Origin of the sequence: Actinomadura rayongensis (assembly GCF_009831215.1) — a bacterium.
Taxonomy (GTDB): domain Bacteria; phylum Actinomycetota; class Actinomycetes; order Streptosporangiales; family Streptosporangiaceae; genus Spirillospora; species Spirillospora rayongensis.
Genome location: NZ_WUTW01000002.1, coordinates 1,710,684 through 1,735,729, shown reverse-complemented (window position 1 = coordinate 1,735,729; position 25,046 = coordinate 1,710,684). Strand labels below are relative to the sequence as shown.

Here is a 25,046-nt window from a genome sequence, read left to right as displayed (position 1 = left end):
GACCCCCCGCCCGGGCGATTCTCCCGCCCGGGCGGTTCTGCTCCATCTGGGGCCGCTGCCGCTGCGCGGCTACGCCTTGATGGTGACGCTCGGGGTCGTGGCGGGGGTGCGGCTGACCGGCCGCCGGTGGGCGGCGCACGGAGGCGCCCCGAAGGCCGTCGTCGATATCGCGTTCTGGGTCGTCCCCTTCGGGATCGCGGGCGCCCGGATCTGTCACGTCGCCACCAGCAGCGGCCTCTGCTTCGGTCCCGGACGCGACAGCCTGCACGCCCTGCCTGTGCGGGATGGCGGGATCGGCATCTGGGGAGCCGTCGTCGGCGGCGCGCTCGGCGCCTGGATCGGCTGCCGCCGCCACGGCATCGCCTTTCCTCCTTCGCCGACGCGGCGGCGCCCGGGATCGCGCTCGGCCAGGCCATCGGCCGGTAGGGAAACTGGTTCAACCAGGAGCTCTTCGGCGCCCCGACCACGCTCCCGTGGGCACTCCAGATCGATCCCAGCCGCCCCGGCACGATCCCCGGACAGTCGACCTACCACCCGGTGTTCCTTTATGAGTCACTGTGATGCCTGATCGTGGCCGGCGTGGTCCTGTGGGCCGACCGCCGCTACCACCTCGACCGAGGTCGCGCCTCGCCCTATACGCCGCCGCCTACACCGCGGGCCGCTTCTGTACCGAATACATCCGCGTCGACGAGGCCCCCCATGTCCTCGGCCTGCGGCTGAACGACTCGACCTCGCTCGTGGTCTTCCTCATCGCGGGAGGGAACACGCCCCCAGTCCTCTCGCCGTCGCGACCGCCGCCCGTGAGCCCTCGGCCGAGCCCCCCGCCCGCGAACACTCGCGTCCGGAGCCGCGCACCGGAGGGGCCTGAAACCGCCCGGGTCCCGTTCCGCGTTTCGGCCCTGACCCCCTGCCATAGTCGGCGACAACCGGCCCTGTGAAAGCATTAACCATTCTTTGTTATCATCGTTAACATGGAGAATGATCGCTCCGCTGGTGAGCGGAACCGGGATCGGATCATCGCCGCGGCGGCACGGCTGCTTCAGCAGGGCGGCCGCGAGGCGGTGTCCACCCGGGCGGTCAGCGCCGCGGCCGGCGTTCAGGCCCCGGCCATCTACCGGATCTTCGGCGACAAGCAGGGGCTTCTCGACGCGGTGGCCGCCCACGGCTTCGCCCGGCATCTGGAGAGCAAGGAAGGGCTGCGTCCCAGCGGCGATCCGGTCGAGGACCTGCGGGCCGGATGGTCGCTGAACATCGCGTTCGCCCTGGACAACCCGGCACTGTACAGCCTCATGTACGGCGAGCCCCGGCCCGGCGCCACGCCTCCGGCGGCCGCGGCCGCCCTCGCTTTCCTCACGTCCTTCATCCACCGCATCGCCGAGGCGGGCCGGTTGCATGTGAGTGAGGAACACGCCGCACGGCTTGTCCACGCCGTCGGCACCGGCGCGGCGTTCTCGTTGATGTCCATGCCCGAACACCAGCGCGACCTCACCGTGTCGGACATGGCCCGCGACGCCGTCATCGCAGCGATCACCACCGACGCACCGGCTCCCGCGACGCCGGGACCGCAGGGAGCCGCGATCGCGCTCAGCGCGGCCCTTCCGAAGGCCACCGTGCTGACCGCAGGTGAACGCGCCCTCCTGGACGAATGGCTCGACCGCATCGTCCGGGCCGGATAAGGGCTGTTGTGACCCGGCGCCTGCTCGTCAGTCCGGCGGCTGGAGGCCGGAGGGCTTCTTGGTGTGCCTGAGCTGTACTTCCTGGTCGTCGAAGTAGGACTGGATGTAGCTCAGGGACGAGTCGTCGATCTTGTTGGCGTCGCGCAGATCGATGACGGTACAGCGCCTGCTGCATCAAGACGCGGGACGGACTCGACGTGGACTCGATAACGTTCGGCGAGTGAATGACTACCGTATGCGTTCGGAGGTCGGCGTGTGAGCGATGCGGTCGAGCAGGCGGCGAACAGGCTGTTGAAGGGCATCGTGTCGGACGAGTTGCTCGGCCCGTATGTCCGTTTGTTGCAGCACGGCGGCTGTTCCCCGGAGGAGGCGGCTGATCTGCTCGGCGGCGTTGGGCAGGTGGAGGCTTTGAGAGGTGCCGGCATGGCCCACGTGCAGCCGCCCTCGTCCGGTCTCGCGGAAGCCGGGCCGCTCGGTCGTCTGGTCCGCGTCCTCAGCGACCGGTGGAGATCGGGGATATTTCGTGTGCGTTGATCGGCGCGGCCAGCCGGCACTGGCTGACCCTTGAGAACTTCGTCATGGAGCGGCCGTTGGATGAGTTGGCGGCGATGCCGCCGCCTCCCTCGTTTCGCGGCCAGGTCCGCTCAAGGTCGATCTACCAAGCGTCGTGCATGGAAGTTCCGGTCGGCGCGAAGATCATGGAGATCCACGCGCAGGCGGGGGATGAGGCTCGCATCCTCCCCAAGATCGGCATGAAGATGAAGCTGGCCGATGAGGCGATCGCCTTGCTCCCCCTCACTCCGACTGGGCTGTCGGGTGCTCTGCTGATCCGGTCGTCGGTCGTGGTCGGTGCGCTGCGCGAGTATTTCGAGTTGCTGTGGGAGCGCGCGATTCCCGTGTGGGCCGCGTCGAAGCAGGTGCCGCTGACCCCCGTCCAAACCCAGATCCTCGGCCTGCTCGCGCAAGGGGCGAGTGACGAGAACATCGCACGCCGGGTCGGTTTGGGAGTGACGACCGTCAGGCGGCATATCGGCGCCATACGCGACGAGCTGGGTGCAGAGACGCGCTTCGCCGCAGGGGTTGCGGCTGTTCGGCGCGGCTGGCTCGACTGATTCTGGAAGGCCGGACTGTGACCGAGTATGTGGATTTCGTCCCTCGGGAGAGCTTCCAACCGGTCCTGGCGCTGTCGCCGGACGGGGAGACGGTGGCCTATTCCAGCAACGCCGACGGCTCCTTCGATCTGTGGGTCGTGCCGGTCGACGGCGGGCCTCCGCGCCGTCTGACGGATCTCGGCGATCGGGCGGTACGGGAGATCGCATGGGCACCGGACGGCAAGTCCCTGGCCTTCAGCGCCGACCGTGAGGGCGACGAGCAGTACCGCATTTACCGCATCGGCCTCGATGACGAAGTCCCGACAGAGATCAGTTCTGGTCCGGACTGCCAGCGGGTGCTGGCCGCCGCGCCGTTCGACGCGCTCGGCCGGTACCTGGTCTATGCGGCCAACGATCGCGACAAGACCGCACAGGACGTCCTGGTCCGTGACCTCGTGGACGGCAGTGAACGCCGTATCGTCCCGCCTGCCGGGGTGGTGTTCGAGCCGGCGAGTATCTCGCCCGATGGCCGGTGGCTGCTCGTCAGCGGACGCCGATCCAACAGCGATGTCGCCGCTCATCTGGTCGATCTCACCGACTCCGGCTCCACGCCCGGCTCGGCGCCCGTTTGCGTGACCGCCCAGTACGGGCAGCGATTCTTCGGTCCCGGTCCCTGGCTGCCGGACTCCTCTGGCTTCTATCTGATCACCGATCTGTGGAGCGATTTCAAGGCCGCCGGCCTGTACTCGTTGCGTGACCGCACGGTGGCGCCGGTGGCCGTGCACGATCGGGACGTCGAATTCGTCACGACCGCAGGAGACGTGCTGTTGTGGTCGGTCAACGAGGACGGATGCTCGGTGCTCCATGCGCGGCGGAACGGAACGGATTCGAACCTTCCGCCACTTCCTGCCGGTGTCGTGACCGCGGCCGAATTGACGCCCGATGGCCGGCGGGCCGTCGTCCAGGTCGACGCCGCGACCCGTCCGGCCGAGATCGCCGTGCCGGAGTTGGATGGGGCGTTGCGGTATCTCACCGACTCCCGTCCCGCGGCGCTGCATGTCGTCGAACCCGTCGCGCCCGCCTCGGTCTTCTATCCCAGTGCGGACGGGCGCCAGGTGCACGCATGGTTCTACCGGCCGCTATCCCCGGGTCCGTGGCCGGTGCTGTTGTCGATCCACGGCGGACCCGAAGCGCAGGAACGGCCTTGCTACTCCTACGCGGGGCTCTACCAATACCTCCTTCACCAGGGCATCGCCGTCTTCGCGCCCAACATCGCCGGGTCCACCGGGTACGGGCTCACTCATCAAAAGCTGATCTACCGGGACTGGGGCGGCGTCGACCTGGCCGACCTCGACCACGCGGTCCGTCATCTACGGTCCACCACGGACGTGGATGCCGAGCGGATCGCTGTGATGGGCGGCTCGTACGGGGGGTTCGCGGCGCTCTCGTGCCTTTCCCGGTTGCCGCATGAGTTCGCGGCCGGGGTCTCGATCTGCGGACCGACCAACCTGGTGACCCTCGCGCGAGCCTGTCCGCCGACCTGGAGAACGTTCGTCGACAACGTCCTCGGAAACCCGGAGGCCGACGCTGAAAAACTCGCCCAACGCTCACCCCTGAATTACGCAGAAGCGATCACTGCTCCTTTGTACGTCATCCAGGGCGCTCTCGATCCCCGTGTGCCGCAGGACGAGGCCGAGCAGCTCGTCACGCGTCTTCGTGACAGCGGCGTCGACGTTCGCTATGACCTCTACCCGGACGAAGGTCACGGCTTCAGCGACCGCGCCAACAAGATACGAGCCTATGGCGAAATAGCCGACTTCATCAGTTCGCATGTTCGTTGCTAGGTGCGCCGCCCGCTGATCGAATGATTGTTGGGGCCATTTTCTATGTCTCTTCCGTGGCTGGGTCTCACGTGGCCGGGGTTTGCCCCTTTGCTCGCCTCTCGCGTTATCTCCAGTGCGAGCACTGGGTTCGGTCAACTGGCCCTCACCTGGGACGTCATGGGTTTGGGGTATGGCCCCCGCAAGCTGGCACTCGTCCTTGCGTGCAATACCTGCCCCGCCTTGCTAATTCTTCTCGGTGGTGTGGTCGGCGATCGATTCCCAAGGCATCGCGTTCTCCTGGCGGCTGAAACGCTCGCGGCTCTGGTCTGGACGTGTATTGGTGCTGTGACCCTCTCCGCGTCGGGTCACTTTGCTTACTGTGTGCCCTGGCTGCATGCGGCGGCCGTTGCTGGAACGGCGGCCACCGAACTCGGCCCTGCCTGGGCGGCCGCTGACCGAGGAATCTTGTGCGGAGCGAGCGCTTCGTTGCTCAGCCGACTCGCCACATCACGACCGAGGCGCGCCGACTCCAATCCGTTGCAAGACATGCGCGAGGGATGGCATGAGTTCAGGACACACCCCTGACTCTGAGGCATGACCTCGCAGCGCACGGCCGTGACAGGCGCCCTGGTCTGTTACACGAAGATCGCGGGAGCTCTCTACACGGCGTATGGTCATGGAGATCATCAGCGGTGCGACCCCCTCGGTGCCATCGTGGGCTCGCCGATCGGAGCGCGATGGCGACCATCTCGAACTCTGCTGACGGCAGCGCTGCTGCCGGCGTTCGTCGCAGCTCCTATGTTGCTGATGGGAAGCGGGGCTCCGTGGCTTGCGATCGCCGCTGCGGCGCTTCTCCCAGGGGTTCTGCAGGCGGTGTATTACGTGCTCTGGACGACGATTCTGCAGAAGAACCTTGCGCCGGAAGTCCTCGTGCGCGTCAATAGCTGGAACATGGTGGCTGGATATGCGCTGAACCACGCGCTGAGTTGGCGGGCGCAAGTACGGAGCGCTGAGGCTGGTGCCGGATGTGACGATGTTGCCATCGAAGTTTAAGTGTCTCGTCCTCGATGAGCTGGTGACATCTCGCGTTATAACTTTTTGGGCATGGGGTCGGTCAACACAGAACGATGCGTTCCGATAGGCCGTTGATCACGCCTTCATCCTGAAGCTTCCGGAGGTCTCCGTTGAATGCGCGCGCGATGTCGGGACCGCGGCGGGTCCAGCCGAAAAAGCGGGCAGTGTGTGCGGTCAATTCATTTTCAGCCATGCCCGGGGATTCGCGGATGAACTCAAGAAGTGCGAGCTGCCGTTCCACTGCCGGTACCTCGGCAATTTTGCGATGAACGTTATCGCCGGGCTCCCGGGGAACGACCCGACGTCCTCGCAATGTGACGGTCTCACCGTTCTGCTCGACCTTGGTGTCTTTTTTCAGCAGGCTGCCGAGTGCTGCATCAAGATTGGAGCGAATCCGCGAGCCGAGCCGGTCGACGCCCCAGACCGTTGCCGTCCTCCGATACAGAACGTCGCGTTGAATTGGTGCCTCGACTTCGAGGACCTCGCGGAAGATTTGCTGGAGCAGGGCGCGTGATTCAGGCACGTGTATCTCGTAGTAACAGAAGTGCCCGTCGAGACGCGCCCGCCGGTAGCGCGCCGCCCAATCACGCCCCTGCTGAGCGTCGATGGATTCCATGGTGAACCGGGGCGGTGCCGACTGCGGCGGTTCGGCAACGACCACGATCGAATCTTGCTCGCCGCCAGGTTCGGCTTCCTCCGGCGTCAGCGCGATGGCCTCCTCGACGGCTTCGCGTAGCCGAATCTCCGCTTCAGGACGGTTGCGGTACCAGTCGGTGCCCCAGATGCGATGAAGCCTCCAGCCAAGACCGTGAAGCACCTCCTCGCGCAGGCGGTCGCGATCCCTAGCGGCCTTGGACGAGTGATACATGGCGCCGTCGCACTCGATGCCCAAGGCGAACCGGCCCGGCATGGCCGGGTGGCGCACCGCCATGTCAATCCTGTAGCCGCCTACGCCGACCTGCGGCTGAACGTCATACCCCCAGTCCGTCAGGACATCGAGCACGGACTCCTCGAACGGACTCTCAGGGGCCGCATCATCGGCGAGCGGCCTGTGCTCAAGAACGGCGGGGCCGTGTTCGGCGTAGTCGAGGTACTTCTTGAAGTGGTCGCGACTTTTGTTGGTGCTCTCGCGGATATCGGCGCCGGAGATGGACGAGATCACTTCGACGCGGTGACGGGCGCGCGTCACGGCGACGTTGAGTCGCCGCCAGCCGTTTTCCCGGTTCAGCGGACCGAATGCCATGGTGAGCCGTCCGTCGGGCCCGGGCCCATACCCGACGGAGATGATGACGACGTCGCGCTCATCGCCTTGGACGGTCTCCAAGTTCTTGACGAAAAATCCATTGAGCCGGTCTTCGGCGAAGAACCGTTCGACTTCGGGATGATCGGCACGGACCCGTTCCACGGCGTCCTCGATGGCGTGCGCCTGCGCGTCCGACATCGCCACCACACCGAGGCTCAGGTTGGGGCGCGTCCGGTAGTGGTGCAGGACGCGTTCGGCGACGGCGTCCGCCTCGATCGGGTTCTTGCGGCTGCGGCCGCGTTCGTAGACACCCTGCACCTTGGTGAAGGTGACCCCCACGTCGTTGCCGGACTCGAACGCACCGGGGAAGGTCACCAGGCCGTTGCCGTAGAATCGGCGGTTGCTGAAGGCGATGAGTGTTTCGTGGCGGCTGCGGTAGTGCCAGGTCAGCGGCAGGCTGCGAATGAGACCGCTTCCCTTGCACATGTCGAGGAGCGAATCGAAAGAGTCGGGGATGTCCTCGTCGTACTCATCATCGTCCGAGTCGTCGGTCTGGGCGAAGAAGTCGGTCGGCGGCAGCTGCTTCTGGTCACCCGCCACGATGAGCGACGCACCGCGGTAGACGCAATTGATGGCATCCTGCGGAAGCACCTGTGACGCCTCGTCGAAGATGACGACGTCAAAGCGATACCCGGGCGGCAGGAACTGGCTGACCGTCAACGGGCTCATCATAAAGCAGGGCTTCACCAGCGGAACGATGGCCGAGGTCTTGTCGAGCAGTGTCCGCACGGGCATGTGCCGGCTCTTCTTCTCAGCCTCTCGCTGGATGACTGCTGCCTGCCCGAGGTTCGGCCGGGGCCGGCGCGCGTTGCACGCGTCGATCACCTGAGCGTGAGCGTTGTCGACGAGAATCCGGTCCAGATCGCGGAACAGCTCGACGAGTTTGTCGCGCTCGATCGCCCGGACGGGGGTGAGTCGCGTGTCGGTGGCCATTACCTGTTCGGTCCAGGCTTCGAGGACGGCCCGCTCGGCGGCCTGTGGAAACAGTGTCCCGTCCAGCTCTTTCTCGGCGGCGCGGCTGATCAGCCCCTCGAGCCCGTACCCGCGCAAGGTCTCTTCGGCGTCGCGGAAGGAACGCCACTCGTCCGGGCCGGATCGATCCGCGGTGAGTCGTCCGGTGAGCTCATCGAAAGCGGCGGTGGCGCCGGTGAGGTGTGTGTGCAGGTCTGCGTGCCGGGCGATATCGAAAAGTTGGATGAAGTCGGTGACGGCGGCCCGGAAGCCGGTCCACGCCGTGCGCAGTTCCTCGTCGGGACGGGCCGCGAGAAGTGCGCGGGCGGCCCGCTCGGGCATGGGCTCATCCGACGACCGGACGCCGGCGACCCATTCGAGCGCGCTGGTGAGGGCGGACGTGTCCGTTTCCAGCCCGGAGTAGATCGTGCCGATCAGCTGCTTGTCGTCCATCTCCTGGGTGAGAAAGGCTTTCCGGCCGGCGCGAACTTCCTCGATGTGTTCGATTACGCGGCGCGCCTCCTCAAGGGTGAGCGGCGCCGTGGCCGCAAGCACGGGTTGCACGGCGGCGACGAGATCCGCGGCGTCGGCCAGCGGGCGAAGATGAGTCTCGTACCATGCGGCGGCGTCGGTCAGGGTTCCGTGCGCCAGCCGCGGCCGTCCACCCGGCCGGGGGCTGGGAACGAGCGTCCGCCGCCACTGGTCGAGCCGCTCGCGGATCTGGTCGGCGGCGGCGCAGATCTCGGTGTCGGGCCGACCGTCCGCCCCGACCTGGTCGGCGAGGGCGGTCGGCACGCGCAGCATGCCGGTGAGGCGGCAGATCTCATCTGCGTTGTCCAGCAGCCCGCGGACGAGCTGGAAGTCGGTGCGTTCGCCCTGCCAGTAACGTCCGAGCAGCCGACTGCTCCGGGCGGACGCGTCACGCAGCGCTATCGAGGCCTCGTACCAGGCCATTGCCTGCGGCAATCGTGCGGAAACCTCCTTGCTCCACACACCGGCGACGGTCATTCCAGCAAGGAGACGCCTGTCGCTGCGGTGGGAGCCGGACAATCTGGCGATTCCATGGGTCTCGCCGAACCGGCGGACGATGGCCGGGAACTCCGCAAAGCTGAGGATTCTCTCGGTGAACACCTGGTCGGCTGCGGCCCTGGCCTGTTTGAGGGCCATGACGTGGTGTTCGAGTTCGGCGGCGGCGCGCGCCGCGGCGATCCTGCCGTCATGGGTCAGCCACGCCGCCTCGGGGCGGGCCTGCTCCCGTGCGAAATCGGCCAGCCTGCACAGACCGAGTGCCTGCTCGACGGTTTCGGGTACGGACATGCCGTAGATGGCGGCGATGTCCGCCAGGGGAGCCTGGACGCCACGCAGCAGCAGCGCCATCTCATGGAAGTGAACGGCGAGGCCGCGAAGCTGCTGCTCTGTGAGGGCGGGCAGGTCGAGTCCCTCGACCGGCAGTTCAGCGAGCGAGTTCTCGGCGGCGGTCGGCGTGGCCGAGAGCCCGGCGGGCAGATCGTCCCACCCGGCACCGACCTCGTCGGCCGCGGCGCCGATCGCGGCCCGGAGGTCGCCGACGCACTCGATGAACTCGATGACCTCAGCCCGCAGCACCGTGAAATCGGGCACGGTGAGCCAGGCCACCGGGACTTCGGGACGGTCGGCCGTGGAGTCGAGCAGGGCCAGTAGTCGCTCGGTGGCATCGAAATCCGTCAGGCCAAGCGGCATGGCGAGGTCGGCGTGCGCACCAAGGCGGCGCTGGAGTGAGTCGGCGCGTTCCAGCAGCAGCTGAAGGCGCTGCTGCGGCTGCCCGCTTCTTTTGAGATCCCGCCAGGCGAAGTCGTGACCCTCGACTACGGGGCGCCACGAGTCGCCCAGCCTCTCGGCGGCGTCGCGGATGTCCCGTAGCCCGTCGGCGGTCAGGTCGTCCGGCAACGCGGTCGGCAGAGGCGGGACATCGGTCAGCGCGCTCAGCCGTCCGATCACATCATGGAGGGTGAGGCCGAGTGGTGGCCGTGTCTCGTTCATCGCCGCCGCGTACGCCGATAGCTCCTGTCGCGTGCGCACGAGGCGTCGCCGGTCCTCGTCCGTCCCGGCGCGGACGGGTTTTGGACGCTGCGAGAGCGCCTCTCCCAGCGTCTTCGCGACCTCCTTGCGGCTGGCGTGGTGGCTATGCAGCGCCAGCACGAACGGCCCGAGCCCCACCTTGTCCAGGCGGTTGCGGACCACGTCCAACGCGGCGGCCTTCTCGCTGACGAACAGGATGCTGCGGCCATTGTGCATAAGAGCCGCGATCATGTTGGCGATGGTCTGACTCTTGCCGGTACCGGGTGGGCCGTCCATGATGAACGAGCGCCCATCCAGGGCGGCGGCGACGCACTGGCGCTGTGACGAGTCGGCGTCCAGGACGAGTGGCGTCAGCTCAGGGGGTCGGGCCTCGTCGATCTTGTCGATGTCGACGGGGTCGAAAAACAGGGCGTCGTCGGGCAGCTGTGCGGATTCCCCGAGCCCGATGGCCTGCACGATGGGATGGGCCAAGATCTGATCTTCGTGGTCGAGCAGATCTCGGTACATCGCTTCTTTGTAGGACCGAAACGTCGCTAGCACGACGTCTTCGTTGACCTCCCAATCTGGATGGCCGGCGACGGAGGTCCGGACGGCGGAGAGCGCACCGGAAAGATCTTTCATGCTGTCGGGGTCGGGCCAGTCGATGCCGAGCTGCTCCATCTTGACGGCCAGCGCGGGGTTGGGAAAGACGTCCTCGCTCTGCTCGGTGATCAGCCTGAACAGGTCGGGGCCGAGGCGGTCGAGTCGCACCGGGACGAGCAGGAGCGGAGCCAGGTTGAAGTTCTCCGCGCCTGCTTCGCGCCACTTGAGAAAAGCGACGCCGAGCTGGAGTGTCCACAGGCCGGTGTCGTTGAACACCTGGTTGGAGTCCCGGTAGAGCTTGCGAAGTGCCGCGTCGAGCGACGCCTTGGCGGTCTTCTGCGTGACGATGCCGCTTTCGTCCGCAGGCGTGGTCGGCCTCTCGTCGCCGTCGTTCTCGTTGTCCTCGTCGCCCTCGGGCAACTCTGCGAACCGAAGACCGGAGTCGAGATCGACGAGCAGCGGGCCGGCCTGCGGGGACCGGATGTCCAGGGTGGCCGTGCGGGTGGGCCGAAAGTTCAGCAGCCGGTTCCGGCCGGTGAGATCGATCAAGTCGTCGCGCCACTTGCCCAGTACGTTCCGTAGCAGGGCGCGCGATTGCTCGTCCATCACTGAGCCCTCCATCAACCATCCCCCTCCGGCAGGACCGCACAAAGAGGTCTCAGCCAGCAGCCGGAAGGATTCTGACACGTTGATCCGTACGCCGACGGGCCGGTTGCGGACAGCAAGGCAGGTATGCCCGATGAGGTGTCTAGTGTCCTGCGCCTGGAACCCGTTGTGTGAATCTAAGCTGGTTCGATGGCGAGGACAGGGCGGCCGACACGCCGTGTTCGATGACGTGGCTGAGCGGGTCCCCAGACTTCTGATGCGGCGGCGATCTCCGACCATGCTCGCGCTGTGACGCTGATGTCGAGCAGCTGCGAGCCGTTGCAATTCGAGGTCTTTCAACGGCGGTCTCTCAAGGCGGAAGCTTGCGACGGCCGTTGAATTCCCGATGGCCGCCAGCCCGCCGCCGTCGCTGATCGGCTGACTCTCGTTTCATCGCCGGCTCCTTGGCGCGGTGATGCGAACTTTCATTGGTGCCGCAACAGAGCCGCCACGGGACAGTCGAGTCCATGCGGTTTACGGGCGACCGGCCCTGAGAGGTTCAGAGGGGCGGCAGGGTCCGTCGCGGCACACGGTCGGTGCGCCGCCGGTTCCGGCCGGGACCACGAGGGCCGCTCGGCGGTTACTTCAGGAGCCACTCACCGGTCTGGGGGCCGAAGCCGCTGTCCAGGCTGAACTGGAACTTGCTGAGCCTGGCCTTCTTGAGGACGGAGAACACCAGGTAACCCTTGCGGCTGCTGCCGGGCGCCAGCTTGACGGAGGTGCCGATCGAGGTGCCGAGGGAGATGTCGTTCAGGTCCTCGTCGTACTGCTGGTCCTCGGTGTCGATGAGCTGGGCGCCGTTGCCGGGGGAGTCGTCGTAGGTGACGGAGCCCACGTTCTTCAGCCGGATCTGGACGGCGGCGAACCGCTTTCCGGGCTCGGGGGTGCTGAACTCGTCCTTGGGCCTGGCCGATGGGACGACCTTCACCACGGTCACCTCGAGCTTGAGGCCGCTCTCGTTGCCGGCAAGCGTGATGGTGTCGCCGACCGTGGCTCGCGCGCCCTGCGCCTTTGCCGGCTTTCCGTCCCCCTTCGAGGCGGCAGGGTTGTTGTCGGACTTGCTGGTCACATCGGTGCCTGCACATGCCGTGAGGGCGAATGACAGCAGGGCCGGCAGGACGAGCAGGGACTTCTTCATTTCGGCTCCTTGAATGAGGACTGTGCCCGGGGTGTGCCGTCGGCGAGCGGACTGGCCCACCGCGGCGACCCACAACGTAACCAGCCGCCGTAAATTAGACGGACGAAGCGACTGATAAGCCGGGTTATCGCACTGAAGCATTCTTAGCGTTGATCAGACGGCGTAGCGTCTGGGCTCGTTGCGGCTCCGAGGTCCCGCGAATCCTCCGGAGTCGCACATCCGCTTCCGAGCCACTGCCGGGTCGTCGAGAACCGCGCCGACCGTCTTCCCCGAGGTCCACCATGAACCTTCTTGTTTGTGTCGTCCTTTGTTCGTTGTCGGGCGCCCTCTTCGGCGCCCTCGGTTACGTGCTCGCACGGAGCCGGTACGCCGCGGAAAGGAGCAGGCTGTCGGCCGATCTGCAGGTCGTCCGGGTTGAACGCGACCAGGCGCGGACACAGGCCGATGAGCTGCGCTCAGAACGGGACCGGGCCCGCAGCCGAGCCGAAAAGGCGGACGCGGCCTGGGCGGACCTGTCCGCGCGGTACAACGAACGGGCAGAACAGGCGGCGCGACTCGGCCGCGACCTGGAGACGACGCGGGAAAAGCTGCAGGCGGCGGAGAAGGAGAACGCGCTCCTGAAAGAGTCGGTGCAGGAAAGCGTGCAGCAGACCCGTTCCCTTGAGGAGCGGCTGCAGCAGAGCCGGCGGGCAGAGGCAAAGCTCCAGGGGGACGTCGACCGGCAGGAGCAGATTCTGGCCGGGATCAAGCAGGACCTGGCCGTCGCCCGGAAGGAGTGCGAAGGACTGCGTGGGCAGCAGGCGGAGGTCGAGGCGGCCCGCAAGGCGCTGGACACGCTGCGCGACGACACCGCCCGGCAGCAGACCAAGCAGTTCGAGGCGTTCGTGACGAAGATGCTGGAGTCCTCGCAGGACCGGCTGATCGCCGTCGCGGACGACCGGCTGGGGTCGGTCGACCGCGCGATCACCGAGCGGCTGGCGGACATGGCCCAGCGGCTGAGCACCTTCGACTCCAAGCGGAGCGACAACGAGAGCCGACTCAGCGAGCAGCTCAGGGTGCTGGCGGACGCGAGCGTCCAGAGCAGCACGCAGGCCCGGGCGCTGGCGGACGCGCTGCGCAAGCCACAGGTTCGGGGCAACTGGGGCGAGCTACATCTCAGGCGCGCGGTCGAACTGGCGAACATGAAGGAGCACTGCGACTTCGAGCTGCAGAAGCACATCGACGGTGACGAGAGGTCGTTGCGTCCCGACATGGTGGTGCATCTGGCCGGCGGCAAGCGGGTCGTCGTGGACGGGAAGGTTTCCCTGGCCGCGTTCCTGGACGCGCTTGAGGCCACCGACGACGCCGACCGGGAGCGCCACATGGCCCGCCACGCGCGGCACGTGCGCAAGCACATCGACACGCTGGCGGCCAAGGAGTACTACCGGAACGTCGCCGGCAGCCCGGAGTTCGTGGTCATGTACCTGCCGAGCGAGGCGCTGCTGCAGGCCGCGCTCGACACCGACCCCCGCCTGGTGGAGCACGCGGCGAAGAAGCGGATCGTCATCGCGACGCCCACGGTGCTGATCGCGATGCTCCGCACGGTGGCGATCGCGTGGACGCAGGCGGCGCTGCAGGAGAACCTCCGTCAGGTGCATGATCTGGGTCGCGAACTGCACAAGCGGCTCGCGACGATGGCGACCTACTTCAAGCGGCTCGGCAGCTCTCTGGACGGCTCGATGAAGGCCTACAACGAGGCGGTCGCCTCGCTCGAAGGCCGCGTGATGGTGACGGCACGGAAGTTCAAAGAGTTGAAGGTCGTCGATGAGGACCTTCACCAGATGGCCGAGGTGAACGGTTCCGCTCGGCCTCTGAAGGCTCCGGAACTGCTGGAGGCGGCGTCGGCCGAGCCTGTCGTCCGGGCGGTGGAGTCCGCGGAACATGAATCCGATGTCAAATCAGAGAGTGCTTGATAATCCTCCTTATCGGTCAATCTAGTAGCCGGAGTTGGCCTGTTGTCCTACTGTCGATCGCACGCGGGAGAGAGGAGGTGCTGGCCGTGAAGGTGGCTCGTGACGAGGCGCTCTTGATGTCCATGACGGAGATCGCCGAGCTGGCGGACGTGAAACGGCCAGTCGTCAGCACGTGGCGCCGCCGCTACCCCGACTTCCCGCAGCCGGCGACCGAAGAACGCGGCCAGCAGCTCTTCGACGCCGCACACATCATCGACTGGCTGGTCGAGACCGGGCGGGCCCGGCGGAGCGAGATCGAAGGGGACCTGCGGGTCCACACGCTCGCCCGGCTCGGCGCCCGGTTGCCGTCCAGCACGCTGATCCCCGCGCTGACCGCGCTGATCTGCCTGCGACACCTGTCCGATGACGAGCCGCTCGACGACGAGTCGCCGGGCTTGATGGCACGCCTGCGGGAGCGGGCGGACGAGGCCGACCCGGACGACGACCTGCTGGCGTCGGAGATCCGCGGACTGCGCGTGTCCTGGCTGCCGGCCGCGGTGGACGAGCTGGTCGAGGCCGCCTGGAGCACCCGCGGCGCGTTCGAACGGATCTTGCAGGTGCGCGATCGGCTCGGCGCCACCGACATGTCATCCGGCCGGCTGGACTCGGGGCTTGAGTCCCTGGTCGCAGGCCTGGCCGATGCCCGCGCCCACGCCGACAGCGACGGCGAAGTGCGGCTCGTCGACCCGTACGCCGGAGTCGGTGACCTGGTGATCGCGGTCGCGGGCACGCTCCGCGACGACCAGGCCCTGCACGTCACCGCCTGCTGCGCCGACCCGCCGACGGCGCGGCTGACGCGGCGGCGCCTGGCCGTCCGCGACGTTCCCGAGATCGAGTTCGACGTCCGCACCGACCCGGACGGATGCCTGGACGAGGCCACGGTCGTCGTCACACAACTGCCTTACCGTCCGGCCGAGGGGCGCTCCGCCGCGCTGTCACTGAACGCGCTGAACGACTTGCTGCTGCCGCTACCTCATGGCGCGACCGCGATCGTGGTCGCGCCCGCCGACACCACGGCCGCGCTCGACCCGACCAGCGACGCCGGCGTCCTGCGCGGAGAGCTGCTGGCGTCCGGTTCGGTGAAGGCCGTCATCCGGCTGCCCGGCGGGCTCATTCCCTACCGCCCCGGATACGAGGTCGCACTGTGGGTGCTCACTGCCGACTACGCGGTCGGGGAACGCGGCAAGGTGCTGCTGGCCGACGTGTCCGACCGCACCCTCACTCCCGGACTGGTCGACGCTCTCGTCACCGATGTGCTGGCCTGGCGCGACGAGCAGTTCGATCCCGACGCCCATTCCCGCGTCCACACCGTCGCGACTCCCGTCCGCGCGCTGATCGCCTCGCCGCGTCCCCTGGTTCCCCGCTACCTGCCGTCCCAGGACGACCTGCGCTGGGACGTGCCCGAACGCGTTGCCCGCACGCTGGAGCTGGAACGCGTGGTGTGGGAGGCCCGTCCGGACGCGCCCCGCCTGAACAGCGACCTGTCAGCCGTCCCGAGGCCGCGCCCGCCGCGTACCGCGACCATCGCTGAACTGTCCGGCAGTGGCCATCCGAAGAACCTGTCGCTGCGGAAGGGCACCCGCCTGCCGGCCGGCCTGATCCTCCCCGCTTCCAGCACCGTGAACGCGACGAACTCCTATCCCGTCTTCGGCCCTGCGGAAGTTCTCGGTGAGAGCGAACCGGGCAGCCGCCGCGTGGACCGCATCGAGTTCGAGACATCCTGCCCCGGCGCGCGGCACAGTAAGCCCGGTGACGTCATCATCACCACCGCGCCGCGTCCGGCCGCCGCCGTCGACCGCGACGGCCACTCGGTGGTGGAGTTCCCGGCCCGCATCCTGCGCATCGAAGAGGAAGGCGGCAAGCACTTCACCCCGCGCGTGCTGGCCGCTCTGCTGGACCGCGCCGGACGAGCCGACGGAGCCGTCCGACCGGCACAACGCCTGGAGGAGCTGGCCCTGCCGCTGCTGTCCCCGGCCGAGCTGAATCGGCTGGACCGGCTGCTGGCCGACCTGGACGACCGCCGCGACCGCGCCCGCCGCGAGATCGCCGCCCTGGACGAGCTGCGCCGCATCGCCGCCACCGGCCTCGCCGACGGAACCCTGACCCTCGCCGACCCCATCGTCTGACGCGACAACCCGAACAGAGGAGACAGATGCCGCCCCGCAAGAAGACCCCCGCCGAACAAGGCGAACTGCCCGGCGTGTCCACGATGGCGGAGCTGAAAGCGATCCTGTGGAAGTCCGCGGACAAGCTCCGTGGCTCCATGGACGCCGCCCAGTACAAGGACTTCGTCCTCGGCCTGGTCTTCCTGAAGTACGTCTCGGACGCCTTCGCCGAACGTCGCGCCCAGATCCGGGACGAGCTCATCGCCGACGGCGTGCCGGACTCGCGGCACGAATCCTTCCTGGACGACAAGGACGAGTACGAGCGCGAAGGCGTCTTCTGGGTCCCCGAGGGCGCGCGCTGGCCCGACCTCGCGGCGCAGGCGAAGTCCGGCGCGATCGGCGAGCTGATCGATGCCGCGATGGACGCGGTCATGAAGACCAACCGGTCCCTGGCCGGCGTCCTGCCCCGCATCTACAACCAGATCAACGTCGACCAGCGCCGACTCAGCGAACTCGTCGACCTGCTCAGCGACGCCCGCTTCACCGGACATGACGGCAAGTCCGCCCGCGACGTGCTCGGCGAGGTCTACGAATACTTCCTGGAGAAGTTCGCGCGCGCCGAGGGCAAGCGCGGCGGCGAGTTCTACACGCCCGCCAGCGTCGTCAGGGTCCTGGTGGAAATCCTTGAGCCCTATAAGGGACGGGTGTACGACCCGTGCTGCGGCTCGGGCGGCATGTTCGTCCAGGCGGAGAAGTTCGTCCTTAGCCACCGGGGCCGCCGCGACGACATCGCCGTCTACGGCCAGGAGGCCAACGAGCGCACCTGGCGACTGGCCAAGATGAACCTGGCCATCCACGGCATCGGCGGTGACCTGTCCACCAAATGGGCCGACACTTTCTACGAGGACCGTCACCCCGACCTCAAGGCCGACTACGTCCTGGCCAACCCGCCGTTCAACATGTCGGACTGGTACCGCCGGACCGACGACCCCCGCTGGCGCTTCGGCACCCCACCCGCCGGCAACGCCAACTTCGCCTGGATCCAGCACATCATCTCCAAGCTCGGCACTCGCGCGAGCGCCGGCGTCGTCATGGCCAACGGCTCGATGTCCTCCAAGCAGTCCGGTGAGGGCGACATCCGCAAAGCCCTTGTTGAGAACGACCTCGTCGCCTGCATGGTCGCCCTGCCCCCGCAGCTGTTCCGCACCACGCAGATCCCGGCCTGCCTGTGGTTCTTCACCAAGGACAAGTCCGCCCGCGCCGGCCACACCGACCGCCAGGGCCAGACGCTATTCATCGACGCCCGCAACATGGGCACGCTGCTCGACCGCACCGAACGCGTCCTGACCGACGACGACCTCACGAAAATCGCCAACGCCTACCACGCCTGGCGCGGCACCCCCAGCGCCCGCGAGGCGGGCCTGACGTACGAGGACGAGCTCGGCTTCAGCTACTCGGCCACCACCGACGAGATCCGGGCCGCCGACCACATCCTGACGCCTGGCCGCTACGTCGGCGCCCCCGAGGCCGAAGAGGACGACGAGCCCATCGCCGACAAGATCGACCGCCTCACCAAGGAACTCTTTACCCACTTCGAAGAGTCCGCTCGCCTCGAACAGGCCATCCGCAAGCAACTGGAGAACCTCGATGTCTGAGTGGCGAAACGTTACACTAAAGGATGTCATAACAATTAAGCATGGCTTCGCTTTTAAGGGGGAATTTTTCTCCGAAACCATGCCTGGCCCAATTCTAGTCACCCCTGGTAATTTTGCCATCGGTGGGGGCTTCAAGGGAAATCGAAAAAAATATTTCACGGGCGACGTCCCTGGTGAATACGTGTTGTCTGCAGGTGACTTGGTTGTCACAATGACCGATTTGAGTAAGGCTGGCGATACACTCGGGTATTCGGCAATGATTCCGAGTGATGCAACATACCTGCACAATCAAAGAATAGGCCTTGTTCAAATCGATAATCCATCGATATTGGATAAAAGTTTCCTTAATTACATGCTGAGGACCCCTTCTTACCGGAGCTACATACTGGCCACATCAAGTGGGAGCACGGTGCGTCACACTAGTCCGTCGCGCATCTGCGAGTACAGTACGAGGATTCCAGAACTGTGTGTGCAAAAGGCTATTGCCAACGTTCTCGGGGCGCTCGACGACAAGATCGTCGTCAACGACCGCATTGCCGCGACTTATGAAGAAATAGTGTGCCTTCGGTTCGCCGACCTTGCGATTGATGTCGATCCTTCCCCAGGCGAGGAAATCACGGCCTCCGACTTGATCGCGTTCAATCCGCGTTACCGCACAACCAGCAGAGACGATGCCGTCTACGTGGATATGGCGGCTCTATCCACACGGACTGCGCGCGTCATCCAGTGGGCCAGGCGACCCTCTAAGTCGGGAACTCGATTCTCGAATGGCGATACCGTGATGGCGCGCATCACCCCGTGCCTGGAGAACGGTAAAACCGCATACATTGATTTTCTTGAGCCGAACGAAATCGGTATCGGCTCAACCGAATTCATCGTAATGCGCGCGCGCGACGATATCCCGTCTCACGTGTCCTACTGCCTGGCGCGCAGTCCCCGATTCCGTGAACACGCCATCCGGAACATGGTCGGTTCATCCGGACGTCAACGAGTAGCGGCGGCCTCGCTCATGGAGTTTCCACTCAGTCGACCTCGGCAGCCTGAGTTGGCGAAATTTGGAGAGTTCACCTCGAAGTCCTTCGAGCACATGAAGTCTTTGGATGCAGAAACGCAGAGACTCATGCAGTTGCGGGATGTGTTGTTGCCGAAGCTCATGTCGGGCCAGATCAGGGTCAGGGACGCGGAGAAGGTCGTGGAGGAGGCCGTATGAGCGGCTACAGCGAGGCCGACTTCGAGCATGACGTACTGGACGCGCTCGGCGAGCTCGGTTGGGAGTACCGGGACGGCAAGCAGATCGCCGTGGGTTCGGGTGAGCGGGAGTCCTGGGACGAGCTGATCATCCCGGGACGGTTGCGGGACGCGATCGTCCGGATCAACCCGGGACTGCCCGCTTCCTCCGTGGACGAGGCCGCCGCGCTGGTGCTGTCGCCGCAGTCGCAGGACGTCAAGGCGGAGAACCGCCGGATCCACGAGTATCTGACCGATGGCATCCGCGGCATCAGCTACGTCGACGAATATGGCGCGGAACAGCATCCGACCGTCCACCTGATCGACCGGAGTGACCCGTACCGCAACGACTTCGTGGCCGCCAACCAGGTGATGGTGGTCAAGGGGGAGGAGCGGCGCCGCTTCGACGTGGTGCTTTACGTGAACGGGCTCCCGGTCGCGATCTTCGAGTTGAAGAAGATGAGTGACGAGCGTGGCACGCCCGAGGCCGCGCACGCCCAGCTCATGGCCTACGTCGGCGACATGTGGGAGGCGTTCCGCTGCAATGTGGTGTGCCTGGTGTCGGACGGAGTGACGACCAAGTACGGCACCGCGTTCACCCCCTACAACCACTTCGCGCCGTGGAATGTCGACGAGGTGGGCGAGCCGGTGGAGCAGCCCGCGGCCGAGTGGGAGAACAGCGAGTTGAATCTCACGCTGCATGGGCTGTTCGACCAGCGGAAATTCGTGGAGCTGCTGACGGGCTACGTCGCGTTCGCTCAGTCGGACGACGGGTTGCAGAAGCGGATCGCCAAGCCGCATCAGTATCTCGCGGTGTCCAAGGCGGTCGGCAAGACGATTGAGGCCGTGCGCAGCAACGGCAAGGCCGGCGTCGTCTGGCACACCCAGGGGTCCGGCAAGTCTTTCGAGATGGAACTGTACTCCAACCAGGTGCTCAAGCATCCGGCGCTCGGCAACCCCACCATCGTGGTCATCACCGACCGCAACGACCTGGACGACCAGCTTTTCGATGGCTTCAATGCCAGCGAGCTGCTCCCGGAGAAGCCTGTCCGTGTCGACAGCCGGCATGACCTGCGAACGGAGTTGTTCAACCGGCGCACCGGCGGCATCTACTTCACGACCTTGCAGAAGTTCAGCAAGACGGCCGAGGAGAAGGACGCCGGGCGGCCGCATCCGCTTCTCTCGGACCGCCGCAACATCATCGTGATCGTCGACGAGGCGCACCGCAGCCACTACGACAGTCTCGACGGCTACGCCCGCCACCTGCGCGATGCGCTTCCCTACGCCACCATGATCGCCTTTACCGGCACGCCGATCTCCGAGATTGACCGCAATACCCAGGACGTGTTCGGCGACTACATCGACATCTACGACCTCACCCGTGCCGTCAAGGACGGCGCCACGGTACCCGTCTACTACGAGAACCGGCTGATCCAGCTCGAACTGCCCAAGGGCGTCGATCCTGAGGAGCTGGACGAGGAAGCCGATAAGGCCACGGAGGGCTTGGACGACACCGAGCGCAAGCGGGTCGAACGCGCCACCGCCACGCTCAACGCCGTCTACGGCGCACCCGCCCGGCTGGACAAGCTGGCCGCGAACATCGTCGAGCACTGGGAGACGCGGTCGGAAGCGATGCGGCCGTTCATCGACGCACCCGGCAAGGCGATGATCGTGTGCAGCACGCGGGAGATCTGCGCCGATCTGTACGAGCGAATTATCGCCATAAAGCCGGACTGGCACGCCGATGACGTCAACGCCGGCAAGATCAAGGTCGTCTACAGTTCGTCCACGAGCGACCCCGACAAGCTCCGCAAGCACCGGCTGCGTCCCCGCGAGCAGAAGACCGTCCAGCGGCGTATGAAGGACGCCGGCGACGAGCTCGAGCTGATCATCGTCAAGGACATGCTGCTGACCGGCTTCGACGCGCCGCCGCTGCACACCCTCTACCTAGACCGCTCGATGCGCGGTGCGCAGCTCATGCAGACGCTGGCGCGTGTGAACCGCACGTTCCGCAACAAGCAGGACGGTCTGATGGTCGGCTATGCGCCGCTCCACGAGAACCTGATCGCCGCACTGGCCGAGTACACCACCGACGACCAGCACACCAAGCCGATGGGCCGCGACCTGGACGAGGCGATCACCAAGGTCCGCGATCTGCTCGACGGCATCGGCGAACTACTCAGAGATCACCCCTGGCGCCAGAACCTCCAAGCTGGGACGCGGACCGCCTACCGCGACGCCGTCCGCGGAACCGCCGACTACATCTGGAACCCTCAGCATCCGCTCAACCGGCCCGACGCGTCCGACGCCGACAAGGAGACGCTCAAGGAAAAGTTCTTGCGCTGCGCCGGACGCCTCGCACGCCTCTACGCCCTGTGCGCGACCAGCGGCGACCTGAACGACGTCCGCGATGACATCGCGTTCTTCCGGGACGTGCGCGTGGTCGTCGTCAAGCTCGACGCCGCCCGCCGCCAGGCGGAGGGACGCCCCATCCCCGCCGAGGTCGAGCTGTATCTCAAGCAGCTCACCGCGAGCGCGATCGAGGCCGGCGACGTCATCGACCTTTTCAAGGAAGCCGGCCTGGACCAGCCGGACCTGTCCCGCCTGGACGAGAACTACATCAAGAAGATGCAGGCCGCCAAGCACCCCGCCATCGCGATCGAGGCGCTGCGTCGGCTCGTCCAGCAGGAGATGCGCAAAGTCACCAAACACAACGTTGTGCGTCGGCAGAGCTTCTCCGACCGCCTCCTGGAGCTCATGCGCAAGTACACCAACCAGAACCTCACCGCGGCCGAGATCATCGCCGAACTCGTCGCGATGGCCAAGGAGGTCGCGGCCGACGCCGACCGAGGCCGGCAGTTCAACCCGGCACTCAGCAACGACGAGCTAGCCTTCTACGACGCCGTCGCCGCCAAGGACACCGTCCGCGCCCTGATGGGCGACGATCAGCTCGCCGCCATCGCCCGCGACCTGGTCAAGGCCGTCCGCCGCAACCTGTCCACCGACTGGACCGCCCGCGACGACGTCCAAGCCAAACTCCGCTCCATCATCAAGCGCCTCCTAGCCAAGCACGGATACCCGCCCGAAGAGCAGCCCGACGCCATCCAGAAGGTCATCGAACAACTTGAAACCTTCGCCGACGAGTGGTCCCCGGCTGTTGAGCGCTGACAGATACTGGCCGTGCTACTTTGGTTGGGTCTAGTGGTATCTGTTCACAATCCCGTAGCTGCGACGTCGAACAAACGGCCAAAAGAAACACTATAGGATTCGCGGTACTATGACGACATCTCAATTGGCGGGTCGGCGGTAGCCTGCCGTTCGTGGAGATGGTCGAACGGTTGGTGCCTGAGGAGTTGTGGGAGCTGTTCCAGCAGGTGGTGCCGCCGGCGCCGAGGCGGCCGCAGGGTGGCGGCCGGCGTCGGTACGGGGACCGGGAGGTGCTGGCCGCGATCATCTTTGTGGCCACCACCGGCTGCACCTGGCAGCAGGTGCCGCCGGTGTTCGGCCCGTCCGGTCCCACCGCGCACCGCCGCTTCACCGAGTGGACCAGGGCTCGGGTGTGGGTCAAGCTGCACCGCCTGGTGCTGGACGAGGTGGGCGCGCGCGGGGGGCTGGACTGGTCGCGGTGCGCGATCGACTCGGTCAGCGTCCGGGCGAGCAAAGGGGGGCGCTGACGGGTCCGAATCCTGTCGACCGCGGCAAACACGGGTCGAAGATCCACTTGCTGGTCGATCGGGCCGGTCTGCCGCTGTCTGTCGGGATCTCGGCCGCCAACACCCACGACAAGCTCGCCCTGCAGCCGCTGGTGCGGGGCCTCGCGCCGGTCCGCTCGCGGCGCAGGCCGCGTCGGCGCCGCCCGGGCAAGCTGCACGCCGACAAGGGCTATGACTACGCTGACCTGCGCCGCTGGTTACACAGCCGGGGCATCACCCCGCGCATCGCGCACCGTGGCATCGAGCGTTCCAATCGGCTGGGCCGGCATCGCTGGGTGGTGGAGCGGACTGTGTCGTGGTTGAACGGCTTCCGCCGCCTGCACCGCCGCTACGAACGCAGACCCGAGCACTTCCTGGCCTTCGTCGGCATCGCCGCCGCCCTCATCTGCCACCGCCGACTCACCAAATGAGATGTCGTCCTAGCCTCGACATGGACCTTGCCCACCTACGGCGTAGCTGCTCCGAAAGGCGTACGCCTTACCGGCGCACACCCGCCTCGGCCGGGTGCGCGGTCCGCCGGACCCCAGCCGGGAGCTCCTTTCGAAACCGGGCCGAGCGTGACCGCGCGTCCTCTCCATGTGCGGCGTTGCCGAATCGGTGTGATGCGCTGGATGACGACAACGCCCAGGCGGCGTTCGGCGAATTCGTTCAGATGTGGGACCACCGGGACGACCGCGGGACGCCGTGCGCCGGTGCTGCGCCGCCCCGACGAGGTGGGGCTGGCCTATGAGGACGTCTTCTTTTCCTCGGTGGACGGCGTGCCGCTGGAGGGCTGGTTCATTCCGGCCGATTCGGACAAGCTCGTCGTCCACAACCACTTCCTGCCGAGCAACCGCTACGGCTACCCCGGCCATCTGCCGGAGTTCGCCGGGCTCGGCGGCTTCAAAGTCAGCTTCCTGCCCGAGTACCGGGCCCTGCACGACGCCGGCTACAACGTCCTGGCCTACGACCTGCGCAACTACGGCATGAGCGGGCAGGGCAACGGCGGGATCACCGGCATCGGGCTGCTGGAGTACCGCGATGTCATCGGCTCGCTGCGCTACGCCGCCGCGCGGCCCGACACCCGGAAGATGCGGAAGGTCCTGCTGTCGGTGTGCCTGGGCGCGGACTCCACGGCCGTGGCCTGGTCCAACACCCCGAGGAGTTCACCGAGATCCAGGCGATGGTCATGCTGCAGCCGGTCTCGGCGCGTCCGGTGATCGAGGAGTTCGTCAAAGGCATCGGTATGGCCGACGGCGGGTTCGAGAAGTTCGACAAGGCCGTGCATGAGCAGACCGGCTTCCACCTGGACGAACAGTCCCCGATCGAGCACGTCAAGGCGATCACCGTCCCGACGCTCGTCGCGCAGGTCCCCGACGACACCATGTCCCGCCCCGAGGACGTCCAGTCGATCTACGACGCCCTCACCGTCGACGACAAGGACCTGCACTGGATTCGCGGCACCGAACAGTGCGTCCGCGGCTACAACTACTTCGGCGAGCACCCCGACATCCCGACCAACTGGTTCGACAAGCACCTTAAGTGACGCAGAAACCACAGAGGGCGGCAGAGCGGCCGCGGCCGTAAGAAGACGCGGCCAAAACCAGCAGAGGGAGTCCGCCCTCCAGAGCACCATCGGGAGTACATCGCCATGCCGAACGTGCTGGTGCTGGGCGCAGGAGGACGGATCGCACGATGGGCAACCCATATGCTCGCCGACAACCACGCGATCTGTGTTCGTGCGCGATTCGGACCGCCTCACCGACGCGCCCGCCTCAGCCCGGGTCGTCGCAGGCGACGTGCTGGACCGCGACCGCTGGTCAGCGGTGGTTGTTGTACAGCCACGAAATACAGCAACCGCACCAGAGCGGGACGTACATGCAGAGACCGTGAGAGAGGCTACCGGGCACGTTGACCTGGGAGGCGGGCGTATCGGGGCGTGCGGCCTAGATTTCGGGACGAAGAGGCCGTGGGTTCAAATCCCGCCACCCCGAAACAGAGACCTTGAGCAGGTCGGAAATTCATTCCAGGCCCG

The 25,046-nt window shown here is 66.4% G+C and carries 15 protein-coding genes and 2 pseudogenes; 15 read left to right on the top strand and 2 right to left on the bottom strand.

Going from position 1 to position 25,046, the window contains the following annotated elements; translation table 11 throughout:
- Positions 1-79 precede the first annotated feature (79 nt).
- The 7 genes and pseudogenes from GQ466_RS33150 to GQ466_RS16840 all read left to right on the top strand — a co-directional run.
- A pseudogene (locus GQ466_RS33150) lies at positions 80-307 on the top strand (prolipoprotein diacylglyceryl transferase family protein); the annotation flags it as partial.
- Positions 308-483: 176 nt separating this feature from the next.
- A pseudogene (locus GQ466_RS33145) lies at positions 484-561 on the top strand (hypothetical protein); the annotation flags it as partial.
- Positions 562-971: 410 nt separating this feature from the next.
- Positions 972-1,676, top strand: coding sequence for a TetR/AcrR family transcriptional regulator (locus tag GQ466_RS16865; RefSeq protein WP_161103762.1), 705 nt, complete (start codon positions 972-974; stop codon positions 1,674-1,676).
- 255 nt (positions 1,677-1,931) lie between these two features.
- Positions 1,932-2,210, top strand: coding sequence for a hypothetical protein (locus tag GQ466_RS16860; protein ID WP_161103761.1), 279 nt, complete (start codon positions 1,932-1,934; stop codon positions 2,208-2,210).
- Positions 2,180-2,788, top strand: coding sequence for a LuxR C-terminal-related transcriptional regulator (locus tag GQ466_RS32825; RefSeq protein ID WP_161103760.1), 609 nt, complete (start codon positions 2,180-2,182; stop codon positions 2,786-2,788). Before GQ466_RS16860 ends, GQ466_RS32825 begins: the two co-directional genes overlap by 31 nt.
- A 17-nt stretch (positions 2,789-2,805) precedes the next feature.
- The gene (locus GQ466_RS32820) at positions 2,806-4,611 is read left to right on the top strand and encodes a prolyl oligopeptidase family serine peptidase (RefSeq protein WP_161103759.1); all 1,806 of its coding nucleotides are present in this window, start codon (positions 2,806-2,808) and stop codon (positions 4,609-4,611) included.
- Positions 4,612-5,184: 573 nt separating this feature from the next.
- Positions 5,185-5,643, top strand: a complete 459-nt coding sequence (locus GQ466_RS16840) for an MFS transporter (protein ID WP_161103757.1) — start codon at positions 5,185-5,187, stop codon at positions 5,641-5,643.
- 61 nt (positions 5,644-5,704) lie between these two features.
- On the opposite strand, the gene GQ466_RS16835 is transcribed toward GQ466_RS16840, so the two are convergent.
- Positions 5,705-11,164: a DUF3320 domain-containing protein gene (locus GQ466_RS16835; RefSeq protein WP_161103756.1), complete on the bottom strand. Its 5,460-nt coding sequence runs from the start codon at positions 11,162-11,164 to the stop codon at positions 5,705-5,707.
- Positions 11,165-11,783: 619 nt separating this feature from the next.
- A complete protein-coding gene (locus GQ466_RS16830) occupies positions 11,784-12,341 on the bottom strand; it encodes a DUF4352 domain-containing protein (protein ID WP_161103755.1) in 558 nt (185 codons plus the stop codon).
- Between the two features lie 281 nt (positions 12,342-12,622).
- On the opposite strand from GQ466_RS16830, the gene GQ466_RS16825 reads away from it, so the two are divergent.
- The 8 genes from GQ466_RS16825 (at position 12,623) to GQ466_RS30750 (ending at position 24,557) form a co-directional block, all read left to right on the top strand.
- The gene (locus GQ466_RS16825) at positions 12,623-14,293 is read left to right on the top strand and encodes a DNA recombination protein RmuC (RefSeq protein ID WP_161103754.1); all 1,671 of its coding nucleotides are present in this window, start codon (positions 12,623-12,625) and stop codon (positions 14,291-14,293) included.
- A gap of 116 nt (positions 14,294-14,409) precedes the next feature.
- Positions 14,410-16,458 carry an SAM-dependent DNA methyltransferase gene (locus GQ466_RS16820; RefSeq protein ID WP_161103753.1) on the top strand — a complete coding sequence of 683 codons (2,049 nt, stop codon included), beginning with the start codon at positions 14,410-14,412 and terminating at the stop codon, positions 16,456-16,458.
- A gap of 26 nt (positions 16,459-16,484) precedes the next feature.
- Positions 16,485-18,092, top strand: coding sequence for a type I restriction-modification system subunit M (locus GQ466_RS16815; protein ID WP_161103752.1), 1,608 nt, complete (start codon positions 16,485-16,487; stop codon positions 18,090-18,092).
- Positions 18,085-19,302 (top strand): restriction endonuclease subunit S, encoded by a 1,218-nt coding sequence (locus GQ466_RS16810; RefSeq protein WP_161103751.1) that lies wholly within the window; start codon positions 18,085-18,087, stop codon positions 19,300-19,302. The genes GQ466_RS16815 and GQ466_RS16810 overlap by 8 nt, the downstream gene beginning before the upstream one ends.
- The gene (locus tag GQ466_RS16805; protein WP_161103750.1) at positions 19,299-22,487 is read left to right on the top strand and encodes a type I restriction endonuclease subunit R; all 3,189 of its coding nucleotides are present in this window, start codon (positions 19,299-19,301) and stop codon (positions 22,485-22,487) included. Before GQ466_RS16810 ends, GQ466_RS16805 begins: the two co-directional genes overlap by 4 nt.
- A 158-nt stretch (positions 22,488-22,645) precedes the next feature.
- Positions 22,646-23,442, top strand: a protein-coding gene (locus GQ466_RS16800) for an IS5 family transposase (RefSeq protein ID WP_237418097.1) whose coding sequence is annotated in 2 segments (ribosomal slippage) — positions 22,646-22,988 and positions 22,988-23,442 — 798 coding nt in all. Because the reading frame shifts where the segments join, the coding sequence is not laid out codon by codon here.
- A 282-nt stretch (positions 23,443-23,724) separates the two neighbouring features.
- Complete coding sequence (locus GQ466_RS30755; protein WP_202420475.1) at positions 23,725-24,231, top strand: alpha/beta hydrolase; 507 nt, start codon at positions 23,725-23,727, stop codon at positions 24,229-24,231.
- The gene (locus GQ466_RS30750) at positions 24,201-24,557 is read left to right on the top strand and encodes an alpha/beta hydrolase family protein (RefSeq protein WP_202420474.1); all 357 of its coding nucleotides are present in this window, start codon (positions 24,201-24,203) and stop codon (positions 24,555-24,557) included. Before GQ466_RS30755 ends, GQ466_RS30750 begins: the two co-directional genes overlap by 31 nt.
- Positions 24,558-25,046: the final 489 nt, after the last annotated feature.